Genomic DNA, 18,522 nt, shown 5'->3' on the forward strand with positions numbered 1-18,522 from the left:
CTCATAACCTGAAGGCCGCAGGTTCAAATCCTGCCCCCGCAACCAAATACTTCCAAAATCCAAAACAATACACGGGCACTCGCGCCAAAGACACCAAAGCGCAAAGGCAGCAAGGGTGAAGCCTCAAGGGACAGATGCGCGTCGACGCTGACCTCAGCCTTCCACCATCACCGTCCGATATCTCGGCAGCAGAGCCGAAACCAGCTTCCTCTTCTCTTCCAATTCCTCCCGGCTGGGCTTCGGCGGTTGCGACGCCCGGCTTTTGAGCGGAAAGCCGACTGCGGCGAAAAAATCCTCCTGCCCTGCAGGCGTGCACATGCACAGCATCCGCGCGGTCTTGCCTGACATGTTCTTGAAGGAATGCGGTGCATTGGCGGGGACATTGACGGTCGATCCCGCCAGTACGGTCCGGGATTGACCGCGAAACGTGAACTCGAGCTCGCCTTCGAGCAGGGAGAACATCTCTTCGAAATCATGCCTGTGCGGCGGTGGGCCGCCGCCATCGGGTACGAGCATTTCGATCAGGCAATAGCGCCCGTTCGTCTCTGAACCGGATACGAGTATCGTATAGATGCCGCCGGCAACGGACACATGGCGCATGTCGGGGCCGTCGGGATCGGCGATCGTCAATGAACGATCGAGGTCGTCGTCGGGAATCTGTGGGTTGGTCTCGCCAGCTGTGCTCATTTCAAGCCTCCGGATGATCGTCGTCATGAGCGGAAAGCACATCTTACCAGATAAGCGATGACACGTTATGCGGCCTTCTGCCCTTATTCCTCCGCGGCGAGAATGCAGCATTGCTCGGGAACAGGCACCAGCATTGCGGTATCGCCGGCAGCCAGCGGCTCCGACAAGGGGCCATTGGCGACGATGCTGCCGGCCGCCGTTTCGCACTGATATTGATAGGCACGGCCGAGATAGGTCCGGGTTCCCAGAACAGCCGGCAAGCCGGCCCCTTCGCGCCGAACCGACAATCCATCCGCGCGGCAGCCAAGGACGAAGCTGTCCGGAACAGGGCCGAAGCCATCCTGCGATAGCGCGATCCTCGCGCCGCCCGCGGCCTCTGCCGTGATGAGGGCGCCCTGCCGCTCCACGACCCGCAGCGGCAGCAGGTTTTCGAAGCCGACGAACCGGGCGACGAAGCTATTGGCGGGCTTGCGGTAAAGGATTTCGGGCGTATCGAGCTGCATGATGCGGCCGGCATTCATGATGGCGACGCGATCCGAGATCGAGAAGGCTTCTTCCTGATCGTGCGTCACGTAAAGCGAGGTCGTGCCGTTGGCGCGCTGCAGCTGGCGGATTTCCACGCGCATGTCGACCCTGAGCTTGGCGTCGAGATTGGACAGCGGCTCATCGAACATCAGGAGCGGCGGTTCGATGACGAGCGCGCGCGCCAGCGCCACGCGCTGCTTCTGGCCGCCGGAAAGCGCCGAGGGCAGGCGGTCGCCGAGGCCGGAAAGTCCGACGCGCTCGAGCATAGCCGCAGCCTTTTTCCGCCGTTCCTGTGTCGGGATGCGGCGCTGCTTCAGGCCGAAGGCGACGTTTTCGAGCACGGTCAGATGCGGAAACAGCGCGTAGTTTTGGAATACCAGGCCGATATCCCTGGCATGCGCCGGCAGCGTCGTCAGGTTGCGATCGCCGAGCTTGATGGTGCCGCTTGTCGGCTGCAGGAAGCCGGCGACGAGCCGCAACGTCGTCGTCTTGCCGCAGCCGCTGGAGCCGAGCAGCGAGACGAGTTCGCCAGCCGCGACGGAAAGCGAAAGATCCTGCAATACGGCTGTCTTGCCGTAGTGGGCGCTGATGGAATCGATGGAAAGCGATACGGTCACGGGCGGCTACTTTGTCAGGAAGGTTAGGCCCAGGGTCGCCTCGACGATCGCCATGACGGCGACGGTCACGAGCATCAGCAGCACGGAAACCGAGGCGATGGTCGGGTCGAAGAACTGCTCCATATGGGCGAGGATCTGGATGGGAAGGGTGGAGATGCCGGGGCCGGTCAGGAAGACCGAGACCGAGACATCGTTGATCGAGGTGATGAAGGCGAGAATGAAGGCGGCGATGACGCCGGCACGGATATTCGGTAGCACCACCGTCAAAAAGGTCTTCAAGGGCGGGCAGCCCAGGCTGATTGCCGCCTCCTCGATCGAGAAATCGAAGCTCGCGAGGCTGGCGCTGACGACGCGAACCGAATAGGGCAGCACCAAGAGCGCATGGCCGATCAGCAGGCTCGGGAAGATCGGAAGATCGAGCCCGATGGTGATCGATTTCATCAGCGAGAAGCCGAAGACGATTTCCGGAACAAGAATCGGAAGGACGAACAGCGTCGACAGCCAGCGCGGCAGCTCGACCCTGTACCGGCTGATCGCATAGGCGGCGGGGATGCCGATCAGCAGCGACAGCGCGGTCCCGAGGAAGGCGAGTTCCAGGCTGGTGACTGCCGTCGTGCGGAAAGCCTCGATTTCGAAGATGTTCCAGAACCAGTGCAGCGTCAGGCCTCGCGGCGGGAAGGTGAGGTAGGTCGTGTCGCTGAAGGCCGCGCCGATGATGATGACGAGAGGCGCCAGCAGGAACAGGAAGATAAGAGCCGTGAAGGCGACGAGTGCGGGGTGGACCGATTTTGCCATGTCACACCGCCATCGGGTTGAGGCGCCGTGCCAGGCGGCTCATGAGCGCGACGATACCGATCGTCACGACGACCATGATGGCGGCAATCGTCGAGGCGCCGACCCAGTCGAAGGTGACCATGGCGCGCTGATAGAGGAAGGTGCCCATCATCATCTGCTTCTCGCCGCCGAGCAATTGCGGCGTGGCATAGGAGGTGAAGCTGCCGGTGAAGACAAGAACGGCGCCGACGATGAGGCCCGGTGTGGCGAGTGGCAGGATGACCTGCCGGAACGTCGCGGCCGGTGTGGCGCCCAGCGAGGTCGCCGCCTGGATGAGATCCTGCGGTATGCCCTCGAGCACGCCGACGAGGGTCAGGATCATCAGCGGCACGAAAAGATAGACCATCGCGACGATCACCGAGCCCTCGGTATAGAGCATCGAGAGCGGCTCGCCGATCACGCCGATGGACAGCAGGATGGTGTTGAGAATGCCGTTCTTGCCGAGAATGATCAGCCAGGCGAAGGAGCGCACCACCACGCCGGTCAATAGCGGAAAGACGGCGGCGATGATCATCAGGCTTTTGGCGCGGCCAGGCATCTGCGCGATCACGTAGGCGGCGATGAAGCCGATGATCAGCGAGATGGCTGTGGTAATCAGCGCAATCTCGATCGTCCTGTAGAGCACCGTGCGGCGAAAGCCGCTGGCGAAGAAGGCGACATAGGGGGAAAATATCCCCTTGGGTTCGCCGAAGGTCGCCGCGATCGTAATGATCACGGGAACGAGCAGGAAGAGCGTTACGGCCAGGATCGCCGGCGTCGCCAAACCCCATTTCATCAGATGCTTCATCACCTAAATTCCGTGAGGATGCCGCAAAAGCCTGCGGCACGCCCTGTTACATGCCGAAGATCTCGTTCCAGCGGTCGACCCAGTCCGACTGCGCGTCGATCAGCTTCGCATAGTCGATGCGGCTGAGCTTGGCGATCATATCGGCGCCATAGGTCCAGAGCTTCGCCTTTTCGGGGGGCAGCACCACCTTGGTCGAGACCGGAGCGTCGACGCCCTGTTCGGCTTCCGCCTGCTGCACGTCCTTCGACAGGATGAAGTTGATGAACTGGTGGGCCAGCTCGACGTTTTCCGAGCCCTTCGGAATATTGACCGTATTGAGGACGGCGATATCGCCTTCCTTGAGATTGGCCCAGGCCATCGTCGGAACGGCTGATTGCAGCGATGTCAGAACAAAATCCTGTGTCATCGACACTTTGGCCTCGCCTGTCGAGATCAGGTTCACCAGCTCGGAGCCGGTGTTGTAGTTTTTGGTCACGTTCGGCTTCAGCGCCTCGATGGCTTCAAAGGCCTTGTCGGCATCGGTATAGGGATCGACGCCGGCATGCTTGCCGGCTTCGATCACCGTCAGAGGCCCGCCTGTCGTGGTGATGCCGGGCAGGGAAACGGCGCCCTTCAGGTCGTCGCGCCAGAGATCGTTCCAGGAGGTGATCGGCGGGTTCACTTTCGCCGTATCGTAGACGATGCCCACGCGGCCGATCGTGTAAGCGGGGCCGTAATTGCCCTGCGGTGCCTTGGCGATATCGTAGAGATCGGCAAGGTTCGGGATCTTGCTGCGGTCGACTTCCTGGAAGAGACCCTGCTGGATGCCGAGCTGCGAATAGCTGTCCGTGAGATAGATGACATCGACGCCTTTGCCGCCGCGCAGTTTCAGCTTGTTGAGGCGGTCGGCATTGTTGCCGGTTTCGAAGACGACGTCGCAGCCGCATATCTTCTTGAACGGCTCGATGATGTTGGCCTGCATCTTCTCGCCGTTATAGCCCCACCAGGAAACGGTCAGCGTCTTTGCCTGGGCGTAGGCCGGTGCGGCGGTTGCCGCGGCGAGAATCGCGAATCCCGCTGCGCGGGTAAGTGTGAGGCCTTTCATTCTCGAAATCCTTTTTGGTCAATGAAATCCGACATATGCTTCAAGCTTGCAGGATACTATTTTTCGAGCAGCGGCTTTACAAGCCCAACGAATGGGCAGGGTGGCAGTTTCTGCCTTTGATGGGATGAAATATCCGCGTCGCTGCGTTGCAGCGCCATGCTGTTGCAAACCTTTGAGATCATTCGGCTCGGCGTAAACAAGCGAAGCCGCTTTACATGCAGGTTTGCCGTCTCTACCCTCGGCTGATCGAATTTCCTGCAGGCATGCTTCTCATGACATCCCCGATAATAAATCTTCCCGACGATCTGCTTATCAATGCGGCGGACGAAGTGCTGATCCGTCAGGATCTGACGCTGACCGCGCTCGGCCGCCGTCCGGCCGACCGGCTGCTGCGCGTCGGCCGGCTGCTGGACGTGCATAGCCGCACCTGGCTCGAGGATCAGGAAATCGTCATCAAGGGCAGGCGGATCGCCTATGTCGGCCCCGCCGGCAGCTACGAGGGAGAGGTGAGCGAGCGTGTGCACGAGCCGGACCTTGCCGCCGTTCCCGGCTTCGGCGAGGCGCACAAGCATATCGAAAGCTCGCATCTGACGCCGGAATGGGAAGCGGCCCTGGTCATGCCGCATGGCGTCACCTGGACCTGCGAGGCGAGCCACGAGTTTTCCAATGTGAATGGCGCCCGCAATCTGGAATTCTGGCTGGAAGCGCGCCGCCGCGGATCGCCGATGAAGATATTTCCCCTGCCGGGATCGGCCGTGCCGCCGACCGCTTATGAGTGGGGCGGCGGCCATTTCGGTTATGACGAGCAGAAGTCCTTTCTAGGCGAAAGCCTGATGGTTGCCGGCCTCGACGAGGTCATGGACTGGCCCTCGATCAGCAATCCGGAGAATCCGGCTTACGATCGGCTCTGGGGTATGATCCGCGCGACTTTCGAGCAGCGCGGCGTCGTCGAAGGGCATGGCGCGGGCCTGCGCGATCTGCCGTCGATCAATGCTTTTGCCGGCGCCGGCCTGGCCTCCGATCATGAAGGCTGGTTCCTGGACGAGATCTGGGAAAAGCTGACGCACGGCCTGTTCATCGAGCTCAGGCCGCATTCCCTGCCCGAGGTCATCAAGGGGCTGATTGAGAAAGGCTTGTCCGATTGGTCGCAGTTCGCTTTCGTCACCGATGATCGCAGCGCCAGCGATACGCTGAAGATGGGCGCTACGGACTACAATGTCCGGCTTGCGATCGAGAATGGACTGGCGCCTGAAATCGCCATCCAGTGTGTGACGATCAATCCCGCCCGGCACATGCGCCTGACACCGTGGGTCGGCTCGATCGCGCCGGGGCGCTTCGCCGATATCGTGCTGCTGGACGATGTGAAGACACTGTCGATCGCCAAGGTCTGGGCCGATGGCAGGCCGGCGTCAGAGGGCAAGACCTTCGTTGGCGTCCGGCCTGAGATCGACTGGCCGGATTGGGCGACGAAGACGGTTCGGATCGACAGGGTCGTCACGGCGGACGATTTCCGCATTGCCGCTCCGGCGGAAACCGACACGGCAAAGGCGGCGCTGCTGCGGCCGTTCCACTGGGCCGACGATTTCATCACCATGGACCTGCCCGTCAGCGATGGCGCCGTCCAGCGCGATTCCGACCGCAACGTCACGAAATTTGCCATCGTCGACCGCTTTTCCGGCGAGGCCAAGGTCGCCCGCATGTTCTGGCTGGGCACGGGACCGCGCACGCCGGACACCGCGCTTGGCGCGACGCTCGGCCACGACAAGCACAATATCTGGGTCGTGGGTTCCTCCGACGCCGCCATGGCGATGGTCGTCAACGCGCTCGAGGAGCAGCAGGGCGGCTGGGTGCTGGTATCGGGGGGCAAGGTCGTTGCCCGCGTTCGCTATGAAGTCGGCGGGTTGATGACGGCACGATCGGCCGAAGCGCTGGATGCGGAAATGCAGGCGCTGTACAAGGCCGGGGCCGAGATCGACTGGATGTACGAGCCGACGTTCTCGCCCCGCTGGTGGCCGGGCTTTCCCGAGCGTCTCTCCTTTGCGACGCTCACCTGCGCACCCTGGCGCTGGGTTCTGGTCGCGCCGTCCGAAAGGGCGCCGGACGGGTTTGTCAACGTTGCGACCGGTGAAACGCATCCCGTCGTCTGGTAGGGATATCCGTTCTCGGGATATGGATATTCCGGACATCGACCCGCTGTGCGCTAATAAGATGGAAGATCGGCTCATGATTGAGCGGATCATCGGCCCTTGACGCCCGAGGCTGCTTCCTTAATTATCCGTTTGGTTACTTGCTTCGGGCCGCGCGCGAACGGCTGAGGCGTACCCGTCCTCGCGCGGCGTGGTCCATATCCGAAACCGACAGGGGAAGCCGTGGTGACTGCCGTTGACAACGATATGCCGCCGGTAACGTCGGCATTTTCCACGCTGGGATGTGCGGATCTTGAATTGGACGAGGCCCTCGCACTGGCGGCGCGCCATGGAGTCGACGCCATCGAAATCCGCGCCCTCGGCGGCACGATTGATCTCGTCGCCTATTTCACCGAAAGATTCGGCTCTCCGGCCGGCCTCGCCAAGGCGCTGAAAGCCTCTCCCATAGGCGTATGCGCCTTCGACACCTCGCTGCGCCTCGTCGGGGCGACACCGGAGACGAAGGAAGAGTTCCTGCGTTACCTTCCCTGGGCTGAGGCTGCCGGTGTCACCTCGCTGCGGGTTTTCGACGGCGGTGAAACCGGCGACGAAGGCGAATTCGCCGAGGCGCTGGCCACGCTGGAATGGTGGCGGGAAACAGCAAGGCGCGAGGGCTTCCAGGCCGAGATGGTCATCGAGACGCATGATTTTCTTGCCTACCCCGACGCGATCGGCCGTTTCCTGGAGATGGCGCCGGATTGCGCATTGCTCTGGGATACGCATCATACGTGGCGCAAGGGCGGGCAGGATCCCGTCGCGACCTGGAATATGGTCCGGCGCAATACGTGGCATCTTCACGTCAAGGACAGTGTCTCCAGGGCGGGCTCGAGACTGCCATACAGCTACGTGGTGCCGGGCAGCGGCGAGTTCCCCATGGCCGCTCTCGCCGCCGTACTTGCCGCCGATGGCTATGCCGGCGTGATCAGCCTGGAGTGGGAGAGATTGTGGCATGCCGAATTGCCGCCGCTGGATCAGGCTCTGCAGGCGGTTCGGCATAACAAATGGTGGTTGCCGGCACGACACGACAAATAGCTGTTGAAGCTCATGGATATTTGAGTTTAGCTGTATCGGGGAAAGGGCGCGTAGATTGATTTTTGCAAATACTTGTCAGTTTCTGTATTAATGGCAACTAAATAATAGTTTCGTCGACGCGCTGTGCCGGGTTGACTATGATCTTCGGCGCGATATCTCCGGCTTCTGTGAAAGGAACCTCGGTGACACGAGGTTTAAGGGTGTCTGGAAGATGGAAGAGGCGGATTCTAGGCACGGGAAATCCGATGCTTCGGAGCCACGCACACAGCTTCCAGTCATCGCTTTCAGTCTCCGGAGAGACATCGACGGCCAATTCCCTGACGAAGGGAGGTTTGATGAACGGTAGTGCAAGCCGCGGGGAAGAGGGGCATGGCGCCCTGATCTTAAAGGCGATTGCCGAGGGTGGCCTGGGTTTTGCAGCCCAGTGGATCCACGACGCAAAGGACGTTGCCGACGTGTTCTATGCGGAAAGCCTGGCGCGCGTGAAGGATTCGGATGGAGTAGTGCACACGGCCGGCACATTCGTCGCGCTCCTTGAACGGCAGGACCGCTGGTTCGATCTCGATCTGCGCATTCTCGACATGGTGCTTTCGGACCTCGCCGCGGATAAGACGCTTGTTCTGGGTTTCAATCTCTCCGCCGCCAGCTTGTCGCGCCCCGAGCGGTTTGCCGATGTCTTCGGCCGTATTACCCGTCAGCCGGAGCTTACTTCCCGGCTGATCGTCGAGATCACGGAAAGCTATCCGCTCGTCGGCGCTGCCATCGAGCGCATAAAGATGATCCGTGAACTCGGCTGCCGCATCGCGATAGACGATTTCGGGGCCGGCTTTGCCACGCCGGCATCGCTGCTGCGGGTCGCCGCCGATATCGTCAAGATCGATGCGGCCTTTATAAGGGATAACAGGCGCAGCCGGGACGGCAGCGACAGCCTCTCCCATCTCGTTGGCTTCGCGTCCTGCTTTGCCCCCTTTGTCGTCGTCGAGGGCATTGAAACAAGCGCTCAGCTCGAAGCGGCGCGAGAGGCCGGGGCAACGCATGTGCAGGGCTTCCTTCTGTCGAAGCCCGTTTCACTGGCGCAGCTTCGACGCCGCAGGCGGAAGATCGTTCTGCGAGGATTGGGATGAGCGTTCCTGCGCATCGGCCTGTGAGGTTTCTGCGGCGCGACTTGAGAGCGCCTTCGGTATGCCGCTCGTCGGCCTCTGCGGCAAGCGCGGACTATGGAATGAAGGATTGCCGGTTGTGATTGCGAACGCAGTCTGTCCCGGTGTTTGAATAGGGGATCGCGCGCCGTAGACGGCGCAATTCAAGACGGCGTGACGTCCGGCAGCGGACGTCGCCCATGATGCAATTCGAGCGGGGCGGCGCACGAGGAACCAAATGAGATCCGGAAAAAGATCATGGATTCTTTCAGCGAGAGAAAAGACCCCGCTTCATCGAAGAAACACTTCCTGCTCGACGGCTGCGCAAAGATCGCTTCGGCCTATGTTAGTCACAATACGATCCCGGTTGCCGGCCTTTCCCGGCTGATCAAGGATATTCATCAGGCGCTGCAGACGCTGGAGGACCCCGTTTCCGTCATCAATCGCGGCAATCCGGTGCCGGCCGTGGATCTGAAGAAATCGGTAACGAGCGACTACATCGTCTGCCTCGAAGACGGCAAACGCTTCAAGACCTTGAAGCGCCATCTGCGCGTTCACTATGGCATGACGCCGGATGAATACCGGCAGAAATGGGGGCTGGCGCCCAACTATCCGATGGTTGCCGAGAACTATGCCAACCGCCGTTCGGAGCTGGCCAAGATTTCCGGCCTCGGCGCCAATGGCGGCAAGAAGGAAAGCGTCGGCTAGAACGCTTTCAGAAAAGCCGAGCACATTCTCGCGTGCGATTGCTTCGGCGGTCCATGAGGAAACTTGTGTTGGCCGCATGTGAAGAGATTGCATGCTTGTCGCCATGCCGTTTGCCGGCACGAGCGCTGCAATAAAAATGGCGCCTGCAAGGCGCCATTTTTGTCTTGAGGCTTCCGGGGCGGATGCCGCCGAGCGGTCAGAAAACCTGGCGCAGAACGAGGAACAGCACGAAGGCGAGCGCGATGGAGGCCGGAAGTGTCAGGATCCAGGCCATCAGCATGTTGCGCACGGTCGACCATTGCAGGCCGGAACCGTTCGCAGCCATGGTGCCGGCGACGCCGGAGGACAGGACGTGCGTGGTCGAAACCGGCAGGCCGAGGTGATCGGCCGCGCCGATCGTCAGCATGGCGACCACTTCGGCGGCTGCACCCTGGCCATAGGTCAGGTGCGTCTTGCCGATTTTTTCGCCGACCGTCACGACGATGCGCTTCCAGCCGACCATGGTGCCGAGCCCGAGCGCCAGCGCGACGGCAACCTTCACCCAGAGCGGGATGAACTTGGTCGCGTGATCGACGGCGGCGTGGTAGTTGGTCACGGCCTTCAGGTCGTCGTCGCCCATCGGCAGCAGCTTCTGCTTGTCGATCAGCTTCAGCGATTCGCCGATGAGGTAGATGTCGTTACGAACGTTGCCGACGAGCCCGTTCGGCAGCTTCTCGACACTCGGATAGGCGGCGATCTCGGCGCTGGTGGCGTGGATATAGGCCTGCAGCGCCGGTGTCGTTGCATCCGTCCAGGTCTTGGTCTTTACCGCATCGCTGACGGCAGCCTTCGCATCGGCCGGTGCCGTGACGCCCGGCTTCACATACTTGCCAAGCACGGTCTCGACCTGCGCCGAGGCGGCCTTGTAGGCTTCGAGATAGTTGACGTCGGGCGTGCGGTTCAGCGCGAAGGCCGTCGGCACGAGGCCGATGAGGATGAGCATGATCAGGCCCATGCCCTTCTGGCCGTCATTCGAGCCGTGGGCGAAGCTGACGCCGGTGCAGGTGAAGATCAGCAGGCCTCGGATCCAAGCCGGCGGCGGCGCGTCGCCCTTGGGTGCTTCGTAGAGCTCCTTGTTGCGGATCAGCACCTTGGCGACCAGCAGCAGGACGGCTGCCATGCCGAAGCCGATGATCGGCGAGAGCAGCAGCGACATGCCCACGCTGGTTGCCTGCGACCAGTCGACGCCGCTGGTGGCGGAGCCGGCGGGCGCCAGGAACTGGTTGGCAAGGCCGACACCGATGATGGAGCCGACAAGCGTGTGCGAGCTCGAGGCCGGCAGGCCCAGATACCAGGTGCCGAGGTTCCATATGATCGCGGCGATCAGGAGGGCGAAGACCATGGCAAGGCCCGAGCCGGAGCCGACCTGCAGGATCAATTCGACCGGCAGGAGGGCGAGAATGCCGAAGGCAACGGCGCCGGACGAGGTCAAAACGCCGAGGAAGTTGAAGAAGCCGGACCAGATGACGGCAAATTCAGCCGGCAGCGAGCGGGTATAGATGACGGTGGCAACGGCGTTGGCGGTATCGTGAAAGCCGTTAACGAATTCGAAACCGAGCGCGATCAGCAATGCCAGGCCGAGCAGGATCCACGGAACAGTGGCCGCGTCGGCGAGGTCGCTGCCGAGGGCGTAGCCGACATAAGCCAGGCCGCCGAGGACGACGATGCCGAAGATTGGCAAAAACCACTTCGCCGAGCCGCTGGCACCGTGAATCGGGTGATTGGCATTACCACCCTCCGAGCTGTTTGAAACGAGGTCGACCATCCCGAGCTCCTTTATTGAAAGTGATATTTCCGGTGTAAGCCTCGTTCATGAAACTCTCGTGACGCGCGAGTAAGTTGCGGTCGCCCGTAAATACCGGCAACAGAAGCATTTTCGGTCGCGGATATGAGTTCGCGCCCATCTTGATTTCGCCGCCAAAACGCCTTTTTCGGTTCAGGCGGCGTTCATGCGCTCAAGGTTTAAATCCCGCTTGTAAGGGACTTGGATAAGGGACCATCAAGATGAGATCGTCCATGATTGCCATCGCTGTCTTGCTTGGCAGCCTGGCTGTGACTTCGGCGGAGGCAATGCCTGTTCCCGCCGTCGGGACAACGGCCTCCGTGCCGGTCGTGAAAGTTGACTATGCCTGCGGCCGCGGCCGCCATGTGACGCGTTGGGGTGATTGCCGTCCGAATCGTTGGGGCCCGCCGCCTCGGCGTTGGGGCTACTATCGACCGCCACCGCCGCCACCCTGGGGCTGGCGTGACCATCGTCGCCATTGGCGCGATGACGGTTGGCGTGATCGCCCGCGCTACTGGTGAGTAGCCGCCATTCTATTGGTAAAATGACAAGCACCGCCACATCGAGTGGCGGTGTTTTCTTATGATTGCGGCGCTGTCCGCAACGCGCGTGCGGCAAACCACAATCCCGCGATCATGACGACCGTGGCCGACAGAATGGCCATGAGGCTTTTCGCGTGCATCAGGATATCGGCGGGTTTCGGGCGGATGAGGTCGGCGGTGTTGAAGCTCTCGCCGCTGAACTTGCAGAGGACGAGCGAGAGGTTGTTGCGAACGAGCGAAGCGTCGATATCGGAGACGAGATCGTCCACCGATGCCTTCTTCCCCTTCATCGTTCGCATCTCAAGCAATACGGCTTTCGCCGCCGCCAGATAGGCATGCGAACATTCGTTGAATGGGCTTTCCTCGTCGGTGACGCTGCCGGGCATCAGGCCCCAGAGGCAATAGGCTCGCTGGATCTGTGCGAAATTCAGGAGACGGCGGAAGGTTTCATTGGTGTCGGAGACATCCTCGGCAAGCGAGACGATCCGCCCGTAGTAGGGCGCGATCACGGCCATTTCGCCATGCGTGAGTGAAGGTATCGGGATTCCGGCCTGGCTTCCGGAAGAGCCGCCATGGGCGGCAACCGCTGTCGGCCAGCCCGACAGCAAAAGGCAGAGAACCGCGAGCAATATGCCGCCTGCGCCCAAGCGTTTCCCGCGCATGTGACCATGCGCGGGAGCTGTGTTGCGTGGCATCTCAGGCCCGGCGCAGAGCCGCATTGCGATAGCGCACCTGCGGCAGCTCGCGTTCCGCCCAGGCTCCGAAAGCAAGTCCGAGCGTGGTCCACAGGATGACGTGCATCCCGAGCGACGTGAGGCGGAATCGCCAGAGCACGACGGCCGAGAACTGTTCCGGCACTTCGTTGATCGGCGGAAGCAGATACTGGATCAGCGCGACGAAGACGATATAGCCGATGCCGGCGATGATCGCTCCGTTCCAGGATCCGTAACGTGCCGCCAGCCGGCGGCCGAAGCCCACGGCGACGATCATGCCGACGATGGATGCGACGATCATGATGAAGAACAGTTCGGTTCTGGCGCCGATCGTATCGGGATTGCCGACGGCCGGCGGGTTTGCCGGATATTTGATGTCGGGAACCAGCGAAATCGTCACGAAAGCGGCGATTGCGAGCAGCGCTGCCGTGCCGCGTGCGCCGAGCGGGCTGATGCGCCCGTAGACGAAGGAGAAGACCAGCGCGAACAAGCCGCCGATCGCCGTCGAATAGACCATGATGCCGGTGAAGAGACCGATGCCCGCCTGCGTGGCGCGGCTGACGATTTCCGGCTCGGGCGCCTCGCCGGCAGCCTGGGCTGCCTTTTCTTCAAAGCCGATGGCCCAATCGACCAGGGGTTCGCCGAAGGTGTGGGCGAAAGCAAAAATGAGAATACCCGCAAGGGCCCCGACGATCATGCCGCGGAGCAAAAGACGTCCAACCATGTGATTGCTCCCTTAGTGGCAGGGGAAGCCGAGCAGGTGGCGGCCGTCATGCACGAATTCGTGCACGTACATGCCCGATATCAGCGAGGTCGCGCCTTCTTCCGCGCCGACGAAATAGATCGCCAGCAGCATCAGCAGGCCCGCGAAAATGGCCCATGGCAGGATTTGGCCGAGCGGAATCGGCTGCGGAATTGCGGTAGGTGCAAGAGCGGTATCAGACATTGTATTCCCTCATTAAGAAAGGCGCGTTCCATTACGGAAGGGTTCTCACGGGAAGGGTCTGACTCTCTGGGGGCGGTATCCGCCCGTCGATTACAGTGGCGCGACCGCGCCGGGATTTCACCGGCTTCCACACCCGCAAGCCTGAGTTTATATCTGTCTGCAAAGATAGTTGTCAATCAAGCGTCATCATGATGCGAAATCGCGACAGCGACGGAGTTATGAAATCGAATGAAAGCGCGCCTGAGCTGGATTTGCCACGGGCCGACCCAGGCCAATCGCAAGGGTTGCTTCCCGGATGACGAGCCGCTGGAAGCCAAGGCGTTGCAGCGCGATGACTTGCCATCTTTCAGGCTCGGCGCGGTCGACCGGATCTGGACGAGCCCGGCCCTGCGCGCCCGGCAGACGGCAACGGTCCTTGGCCTCGATGCGAGCCCGGAACTTGCCTTGCGCGAATGCGACTATGGCAATTGGCGAGGCCGATCGCTCACCGAACTCCACGACAGCGATCCGGGCTCGCTTGCCCTGTGGATGACGGATCTGTCGGCGGCGCCCCATGGCGGGGAATCCCTGTCGGCCGTCGCAGGGCGCGTGGCCGAGTGGATGGGGCGTCGCATCGGGGACGCCGGCCATACCGTCGCCGTCACCCATGCAACGGTCATCCGGGCCGCTATTCTGCATGTCCTGCAGGCGCCGCCGCCGGCTTTCTGGGCAATCGACATCGAGCCGTTCGGCATCGTCGAAATGACGAGCGACGGCCGGCGCTGGCAGCTTCGCTTCCCGAAGATGGCGGCTCAGGCAATTCCAGGAAAAGTGCATGGCGGCTTTCGGTCCGGAATTGCGTGAAACAAAAGGATAGAGCGTTCTCGCGATTCGGGGAAAGGCAGGAAGGCGCTGGGGATCAGCGGCTCGCCTTGGCCCGCTGCCGCTCGAAATAGACGAGATAGACGGCCATGCCGAGCGTCATGACGGCCAGTCCGTACCAGGTGATGGCGTAGACGAGATGGCTGTTGTGGAAGCTGATCTGCGTCAGCCCTCCCACCGGCAATCCGCCGGGGTTCTTCGTATCGTCTGCATCGATGAAATAGGGCGCCGTGTTCTGCAGGCCGCGGCTTTCCGCGATCGCGGCGACGTCACGCGAATACCAGCGGTCTTCCGCCGGTACGTTCGAGCGCAGCAGCGTGCCTTTGGGTTCGCTGATCCGCAGCAGGCCGGTGATGCTGGTCTCCGCCGCGATCTGGCCTTCGGGCCGTGTTGACGGATTGCGCTTTTCGGTCGGCACGAAACCGCGGTTGACGATGATGATCGTGCCGTCGGGGAGCTTCAGCGGTGTCAGCACCCAATAGCCCGGGCCAAGTTCGGTCGAGGCATAGACCTGCGTTTCCTTGTCGTTGAGGAAGGTGCCGCTTGCCTGCACATGCTTGTATTCGGAGCTTTCGGCGTTGACGTCAGCCCATTGCGCCGGGCCGGGAGCGGCAACGGCCGGGGCATGTACGCGTGCGTCGACCCTGGCGATCAGATCCAGCTTCCAGTGCAATCGCTCCACCTGCCAGGTGCCGAGCCCGACCAGGAGGGCGGTCAGGAGCAGAAGCAGCAGCACCCAGATGGCGAGAACAAGCGTCGAGCGCGGCTTGCCAAGGGATGTGCTCGTGGAAATATCGGTCATGGCGCTGGTCTCCGGGGGACGCGCTGGCGCATGATTTCGGGAGATCTTTAATTCTCTTTGGTGAAGATCATGCGTGGTCTGGAAAACTTTGGCTGCGATTTCAGGCATTCTCAAAAATGCGCCTTGCAGCGTCCGGCGGGATACATGCGCCGGGAAGAGGGTGGGCCTTTCATCGAAGGCCCACCCTTCGGTCTTACGGCATGTTGCGCATCATCTCGGGCGACATGGGCATCATGTTCGCGTTGAGGTGATGCATGACCCAGAGCGAGCCGGAAAGCGCGATGACGACGATCACGATGGTGAAGATCAGCGCCATCATGTTCCAGCCGCCCTCCGAGCGGGTGTTCATGTGCAGGAAGTAGATCATGTGCACGACGATCTGGATCGCGCCGAAGATCATGACGATCGCCCCGGTGACGGCCGGATCGGAGAAGACCTTGCCCATGACCAGCCAGAAGGGAATGGCGGTCAGGATGACGGAGAGGACGAACCCCGTCATGTAGCTCTTGAAGGTGCCGTGTGCAGCCTCGTGGCCGCCATGGTGGTCATGGCCGTGGGCGTCGGCGGAAGGATGCGAATGACTTGAGTTCGAGCTCATCCGAGAACTCCCATGAGATAGACGAGGGAAAACACGCCGATCCAGACGACGTCCAGGAAGTGCCAGAACATCGACAGGCACATCAGGCGGCGCTTGTTTTCCGGGATCAGGCCGCGGTTTGTGACCTGCGCCATCAGCGTGATCAGCCAGACGATACCGGTGGTGACGTGCAGACCGTGGGTGCCGACCAGCGTGAAGAAGGCCGAGAGGAAGGCGCTGCGCTGCGGGCCGGCGCCGTCGAGGATCAGGTGATAGAACTCATAGAGTTCGAAGAAGATGAAGAGGGCGCCGAAGATGCCTGTGATCGCCAGCCACATCAGCGTGCCCGACTTGTTGTCCTTTTCCATCGCCAGCATGGCAAAGCCATAGGTGATGGAAGAGAAGAGCAGCATCGCGGTGTTGAGGGCGACGAGCGGCAGCTCGAACAGGTCGGCCGGAGACGGGCCGGCCGCATAGCTGTGGCCGAGCACGGCATAGGTGGCGAAGAGGACTGCGAAGATCAGGCAGTCGCTCATGATGTAGATCCAGAAGCCCAGCATGGTGCTGCCTTCCGGATGATGCTCCTCCGTCAGGTAGAAGGCGGGTGTTTCGCCGTCCATGGGAGCCTGTGCGGTTTGGGTCGTCATAGGTCTTACACCTGTCCTGCGAGCTGCTTCGTACGCTCGCTCTCGGTCTTCACGACCTCGTCGGCGGGAATGTAGAAGTCGCGCTTATAGTTGAAGGTATGGCCGATCGTGATGGCGATCATTGCGACGAAGGTGATGGCGGCGAGCCACCACATGTACCAGATCATGCCGAATGCGAAGCCGATCGAGAGAACGCCGAGGATGATGCCGGTGCCGGTATTCTTCGGCATGTGGATCGGGATGAAGCCCTCGGTCGGACGCTTGTAGCCGCGGTTCTTCATGTCCCACCAGGCGTCGTGATCGTAGACGACCGGCGTGAAGGCGAAGTTGTAGGCCGGCGGCGGCGACGACGTGGACCATTCCAGCGTGCGGCCGTTCCAGGGGTCGCCGGTGTGGTCGCGAAGCTCTTCGCGCTTCATGAAGCTGACGGCGAGCTGGATCAGGAAGCAGGCGATGCCGATGGCGATCAGTCCGGCGCCGAAGGCTGCGATGATGAACCAGATCTGCAGCGAGGAGTCGTCGAACTGGCTGACGCGGCGGGTGACGCCCATCAGGCCGAGAATGTAGAGCGGCATGAAGGCGAACCAGAAGCCGATCTGCCAGAACCAGAAGCTCATCTTGCCCCAGAAGGGGTCGAGCTTGAAGCCGAAGGCCTTCGGGAACCAGTAGTTGACGCCCGCGAACATGCCGAACAGCACGCCGCCGATGATGACGTTATGGAAGTGGGCGATCAGGAACAGCGAGTTGTGCAGCACGAAGTCGGCCGGCGGAACTGCGAGCATGACGCCGGTCATGCCGCCGATGGTGAAGGTCACCATGAAGCCGACGGTCCACAGCATCGGCGGCTCGTAGCGGATGCGGCCGTGATACATCGTGAACAGCCAGTTGAAGAGCTTCGCACCCGTCGGGATCGAGATGATCATCGTCGTGATGCCGAAGAAGGAGTTGACGCTGGCGCCCGAGCCCATCGTGAAGAAGTGGTGCAGCCAGACGAGGTAGGAGAGGATCATGATCACGCAGGTGGCGTAAACCATCGAGGCGTAGCCGAAGAGGCGCTTGCCGGAGAAGGTGGCGACGACTTCCGAGAAGACGCCGAAGGCCGGCAGGATCAGGATGTAGACTTCCGGGTGACCCCAGATCCAGATGAGGTTGACATACATCATCGGGTTGCCGCCGAGATCGTTCGTGAAGAAGTTCGTGCCGGCGTAGCGATCGAGGGTGAGCAGGGCGAGCGTTGCGGTCAGGATCGGGAAGGACGCAACGATCAGGATGTTGGTGCAGAGCGACGTCCAGGTGAAGACCGGCATTTTCATGAAGGTCATGCCCGGTGCGCGCATCTTGACGATGGTGGCGATCAGGTTGATGCCGGAAAGCGTCGTGCCGATACCGGCGACCTGCAGGCCCCAGATATAATAGTCGACGCCGACGTCGGGACTGTAGGCGATGCCGGAAAGCGGCGGATAGGCGAGCCAGCCGGTCTTTGCGAATTCGCCGATGAAGAGCGAGATCATGATGATGATCGCACCGGCCGTCGTCATCCAGAACGAAAAGTTGTTCAGGAACGGGAAGGACACGTCGCGGGCGCCGATCTGCAGCGGCACGACGAGGTTCATCAGGCCGGTGACGAAGGGCATCGCCACGAAAAAGATCATGATGACGCCGTGGGCGGTGAAGATCTGGTCGTAATGGTGCGGCGGCAGGTAGCCCTCGGAACCGTTGAAGGCGATGGCCTGCTGCACACGCATGAGCAGCGCGTCCGAAAAGCCGCGCAGCAGCATGATCAGCGCCAGCACCACGTACATGATGCCGATTTTCTTGTGATCGATGCTGGTGAACCACTCCTTCCAGAGGAAGCCCCAGAGGCGGAAGTAGGTCAGCAGGCCGAGAACGGCGATACCGCCGATGGCGACGCCGATGAAGGTCGCGACGAGGATCGGCTCGTGATACGGGATGGAGTCGAGCGTCAGCCGACCGAAGATGAATTTATAGAGGTCCGGGTTGGAAAACATGGAT

At 61.5% G+C, this 18,522-nt stretch carries 19 protein-coding genes; 6 read left to right on the top strand and 13 right to left on the bottom strand.

The window, feature by feature from the left end; all coding sequences use genetic code 11:
• Nucleotides 1-153 precede the first annotated feature (153 nt).
• From ACQZ6J_RS06390 to ACQZ6J_RS06410, 5 genes are all read right to left on the bottom strand, one after another.
• Complete coding sequence (locus ACQZ6J_RS06390; protein WP_449082806.1) at nt 154-687, bottom strand: cupin domain-containing protein; 534 nt, start codon at nt 685-687, stop codon at nt 154-156.
• An 83-nt stretch (nt 688-770) separates the two neighbouring features.
• Nucleotides 771-1,829, bottom strand: coding sequence for an ABC transporter ATP-binding protein (locus ACQZ6J_RS06395; RefSeq protein ID WP_449082808.1), 1,059 nt, complete (start codon nt 1,827-1,829; stop codon nt 771-773).
• A gap of 6 nt (nt 1,830-1,835) precedes the next feature.
• The gene (locus tag ACQZ6J_RS06400; RefSeq protein ID WP_163994863.1) at nt 1,836-2,624 is read right to left on the bottom strand and encodes an ABC transporter permease; all 789 of its coding nucleotides are present in this window, start codon (nt 2,622-2,624) and stop codon (nt 1,836-1,838) included.
• A 1-nt stretch (nt 2,625) separates the two neighbouring features.
• Nucleotides 2,626-3,450, bottom strand: a complete 825-nt coding sequence (locus ACQZ6J_RS06405) for an ABC transporter permease (protein WP_163994861.1) — start codon at nt 3,448-3,450, stop codon at nt 2,626-2,628.
• Nucleotides 3,451-3,496: 46 nt separating this feature from the next.
• Nucleotides 3,497-4,534: an ABC transporter substrate-binding protein gene (locus tag ACQZ6J_RS06410; RefSeq protein ID WP_449082811.1), complete on the bottom strand. Its 1,038-nt coding sequence runs from the start codon at nt 4,532-4,534 to the stop codon at nt 3,497-3,499.
• Between the two features lie 272 nt (nt 4,535-4,806).
• On the opposite strand from ACQZ6J_RS06410, the gene ACQZ6J_RS06415 reads away from it, so the two are divergent.
• The 4 genes from ACQZ6J_RS06415 to ACQZ6J_RS06430 all read left to right on the top strand — a co-directional run bounded on the left by ACQZ6J_RS06415 (nt 4,807) and on the right by ACQZ6J_RS06430 (nt 9,599).
• Complete coding sequence (locus ACQZ6J_RS06415; protein WP_449082813.1) at nt 4,807-6,684, top strand: adenine deaminase; 1,878 nt, start codon at nt 4,807-4,809, stop codon at nt 6,682-6,684.
• A gap of 222 nt (nt 6,685-6,906) precedes the next feature.
• A complete protein-coding gene (locus ACQZ6J_RS06420; RefSeq protein ID WP_449082815.1) occupies nt 6,907-7,752 on the top strand; it encodes a sugar phosphate isomerase/epimerase family protein in 846 nt (281 codons plus the stop codon).
• Nucleotides 7,753-8,087: 335 nt separating this feature from the next.
• Entirely contained in the window at nt 8,088-8,876 is a 789-nt protein-coding gene (locus ACQZ6J_RS06425; protein WP_449082817.1) for an EAL domain-containing protein, read from the top strand.
• Between the two features lie 273 nt (nt 8,877-9,149).
• Entirely contained in the window at nt 9,150-9,599 is a 450-nt protein-coding gene (locus ACQZ6J_RS06430) for a Ros/MucR family transcriptional regulator (protein WP_163994853.1), read from the top strand.
• A 196-nt stretch (nt 9,600-9,795) separates the two neighbouring features.
• Here ACQZ6J_RS06430 and ACQZ6J_RS06435 read toward each other — a convergent pair whose 3' ends face one another.
• Nucleotides 9,796-11,403, bottom strand: a complete 1,608-nt coding sequence (locus ACQZ6J_RS06435) for an inorganic phosphate transporter (RefSeq protein WP_163994851.1) — start codon at nt 11,401-11,403, stop codon at nt 9,796-9,798.
• A gap of 239 nt (nt 11,404-11,642) precedes the next feature.
• Here ACQZ6J_RS06435 and ACQZ6J_RS06440 point away from each other — a divergent pair, with 239 nt between their 5' ends.
• The gene (locus ACQZ6J_RS06440) at nt 11,643-11,942 is read left to right on the top strand and encodes a GCG_CRPN prefix-to-repeats domain-containing protein (protein WP_449082820.1); all 300 of its coding nucleotides are present in this window, start codon (nt 11,643-11,645) and stop codon (nt 11,940-11,942) included.
• A 59-nt stretch (nt 11,943-12,001) separates the two neighbouring features.
• On the opposite strand, the gene ACQZ6J_RS06445 is transcribed toward ACQZ6J_RS06440, so the two are convergent.
• Genes ACQZ6J_RS06445 through ACQZ6J_RS06455 form a run of 3 tightly spaced genes read right to left on the bottom strand, consistent with a single transcriptional unit; the run spans nt 12,002 to nt 13,622 of the window.
• Nucleotides 12,002-12,625 carry a hypothetical protein gene (locus ACQZ6J_RS06445; protein ID WP_449082822.1) on the bottom strand — a complete coding sequence of 208 codons (624 nt, stop codon included), beginning with the start codon at nt 12,623-12,625 and terminating at the stop codon, nt 12,002-12,004.
• A 34-nt stretch (nt 12,626-12,659) separates the two neighbouring features.
• Nucleotides 12,660-13,400 carry a CbtA family protein gene (locus ACQZ6J_RS06450; RefSeq protein WP_449082824.1) on the bottom strand — a complete coding sequence of 247 codons (741 nt, stop codon included), beginning with the start codon at nt 13,398-13,400 and terminating at the stop codon, nt 12,660-12,662.
• Between the two features lie 12 nt (nt 13,401-13,412).
• The gene (locus ACQZ6J_RS06455) at nt 13,413-13,622 is read right to left on the bottom strand and encodes a CbtB domain-containing protein (RefSeq protein ID WP_112801541.1); all 210 of its coding nucleotides are present in this window, start codon (nt 13,620-13,622) and stop codon (nt 13,413-13,415) included.
• 228 nt (nt 13,623-13,850) lie between these two features.
• Here ACQZ6J_RS06455 and ACQZ6J_RS06460 point away from each other — a divergent pair, with 228 nt between their 5' ends.
• Nucleotides 13,851-14,465: a histidine phosphatase family protein gene (locus tag ACQZ6J_RS06460; protein WP_449082826.1), complete on the top strand. Its 615-nt coding sequence runs from the start codon at nt 13,851-13,853 to the stop codon at nt 14,463-14,465.
• A gap of 55 nt (nt 14,466-14,520) precedes the next feature.
• Here ACQZ6J_RS06460 and ACQZ6J_RS06465 read toward each other — a convergent pair whose 3' ends face one another.
• From ACQZ6J_RS06465 to cyoB, 4 genes are all read right to left on the bottom strand, one after another.
• Nucleotides 14,521-15,285, bottom strand: coding sequence for an SURF1 family protein (locus ACQZ6J_RS06465; protein ID WP_449082828.1), 765 nt, complete (start codon nt 15,283-15,285; stop codon nt 14,521-14,523).
• Nucleotides 15,286-15,478: 193 nt separating this feature from the next.
• Nucleotides 15,479-15,883 carry a cytochrome o ubiquinol oxidase subunit IV gene (gene cyoD / locus ACQZ6J_RS06470; RefSeq protein WP_163994841.1) on the bottom strand — a complete coding sequence of 135 codons (405 nt, stop codon included), beginning with the start codon at nt 15,881-15,883 and terminating at the stop codon, nt 15,479-15,481.
• Nucleotides 15,880-16,509, bottom strand: a complete 630-nt coding sequence (gene cyoC / locus ACQZ6J_RS06475; RefSeq protein WP_163994985.1) for a cytochrome o ubiquinol oxidase subunit III — start codon at nt 16,507-16,509, stop codon at nt 15,880-15,882. Before cyoC ends, cyoD begins: the two co-directional genes overlap by 4 nt.
• A 5-nt stretch (nt 16,510-16,514) precedes the next feature.
• The gene (gene cyoB, locus ACQZ6J_RS06480) at nt 16,515-18,518 is read right to left on the bottom strand and encodes a cytochrome o ubiquinol oxidase subunit I (RefSeq protein ID WP_449082831.1); all 2,004 of its coding nucleotides are present in this window, start codon (nt 18,516-18,518) and stop codon (nt 16,515-16,517) included.
• Nucleotides 18,519-18,522: the final 4 nt, after the last annotated feature.

Source organism: Rhizobium sp. A37_96 (assembly GCF_053521765.1).

Bases quoted from the DNA above. Each gene is read 5' to 3' on its own strand.
- cyoB (WP_449082831.1), bottom strand. From the start codon at position 18,518: ATGTTTTCCAACCCGGACCTCTATAAATTCATCTTCGGTCGGCTGACG.
- cyoC (WP_163994985.1), bottom strand. From the start codon at position 16,509: ATGACGACCCAAACCGCACAGGCTCCCATGGACGGCGAAACACCCGCC.
- ACQZ6J_RS06410 (WP_449082811.1), bottom strand. From the start codon at position 4,534: ATGAAAGGCCTCACACTTACCCGCGCAGCGGGATTCGCGATTCTCGCC.
- ACQZ6J_RS06460 (WP_449082826.1), top strand. From the start codon at position 13,851: ATGAAAGCGCGCCTGAGCTGGATTTGCCACGGGCCGACCCAGGCCAAT.
- ACQZ6J_RS06440 (WP_449082820.1), top strand. From the start codon at position 11,643: ATGAGATCGTCCATGATTGCCATCGCTGTCTTGCTTGGCAGCCTGGCT.
- ACQZ6J_RS06415 (WP_449082813.1), top strand. From the start codon at position 4,807: ATGACATCCCCGATAATAAATCTTCCCGACGATCTGCTTATCAATGCG.
- cyoD (WP_163994841.1), bottom strand. From the start codon at position 15,883: ATGAGCTCGAACTCAAGTCATTCGCATCCTTCCGCCGACGCCCACGGC.
- ACQZ6J_RS06465 (WP_449082828.1), bottom strand. From the start codon at position 15,285: ATGACCGATATTTCCACGAGCACATCCCTTGGCAAGCCGCGCTCGACG.
- ACQZ6J_RS06425 (WP_449082817.1), top strand. From the start codon at position 8,088: ATGAACGGTAGTGCAAGCCGCGGGGAAGAGGGGCATGGCGCCCTGATC.
- ACQZ6J_RS06450 (WP_449082824.1), bottom strand. From the start codon at position 13,400: ATGGTTGGACGTCTTTTGCTCCGCGGCATGATCGTCGGGGCCCTTGCG.
- ACQZ6J_RS06435 (WP_163994851.1), bottom strand. From the start codon at position 11,403: ATGGTCGACCTCGTTTCAAACAGCTCGGAGGGTGGTAATGCCAATCAC.
- ACQZ6J_RS06445 (WP_449082822.1), bottom strand. From the start codon at position 12,625: ATGCGCGGGAAACGCTTGGGCGCAGGCGGCATATTGCTCGCGGTTCTC.
- ACQZ6J_RS06400 (WP_163994863.1), bottom strand. From the start codon at position 2,624: ATGGCAAAATCGGTCCACCCCGCACTCGTCGCCTTCACGGCTCTTATC.
- ACQZ6J_RS06405 (WP_163994861.1), bottom strand. From the start codon at position 3,450: ATGAAGCATCTGATGAAATGGGGTTTGGCGACGCCGGCGATCCTGGCC.
- ACQZ6J_RS06390 (WP_449082806.1), bottom strand. From the start codon at position 687: ATGAGCACAGCTGGCGAGACCAACCCACAGATTCCCGACGACGACCTC.
- ACQZ6J_RS06430 (WP_163994853.1), top strand. From the start codon at position 9,150: ATGGATTCTTTCAGCGAGAGAAAAGACCCCGCTTCATCGAAGAAACAC.
- ACQZ6J_RS06455 (WP_112801541.1), bottom strand. From the start codon at position 13,622: ATGTCTGATACCGCTCTTGCACCTACCGCAATTCCGCAGCCGATTCCG.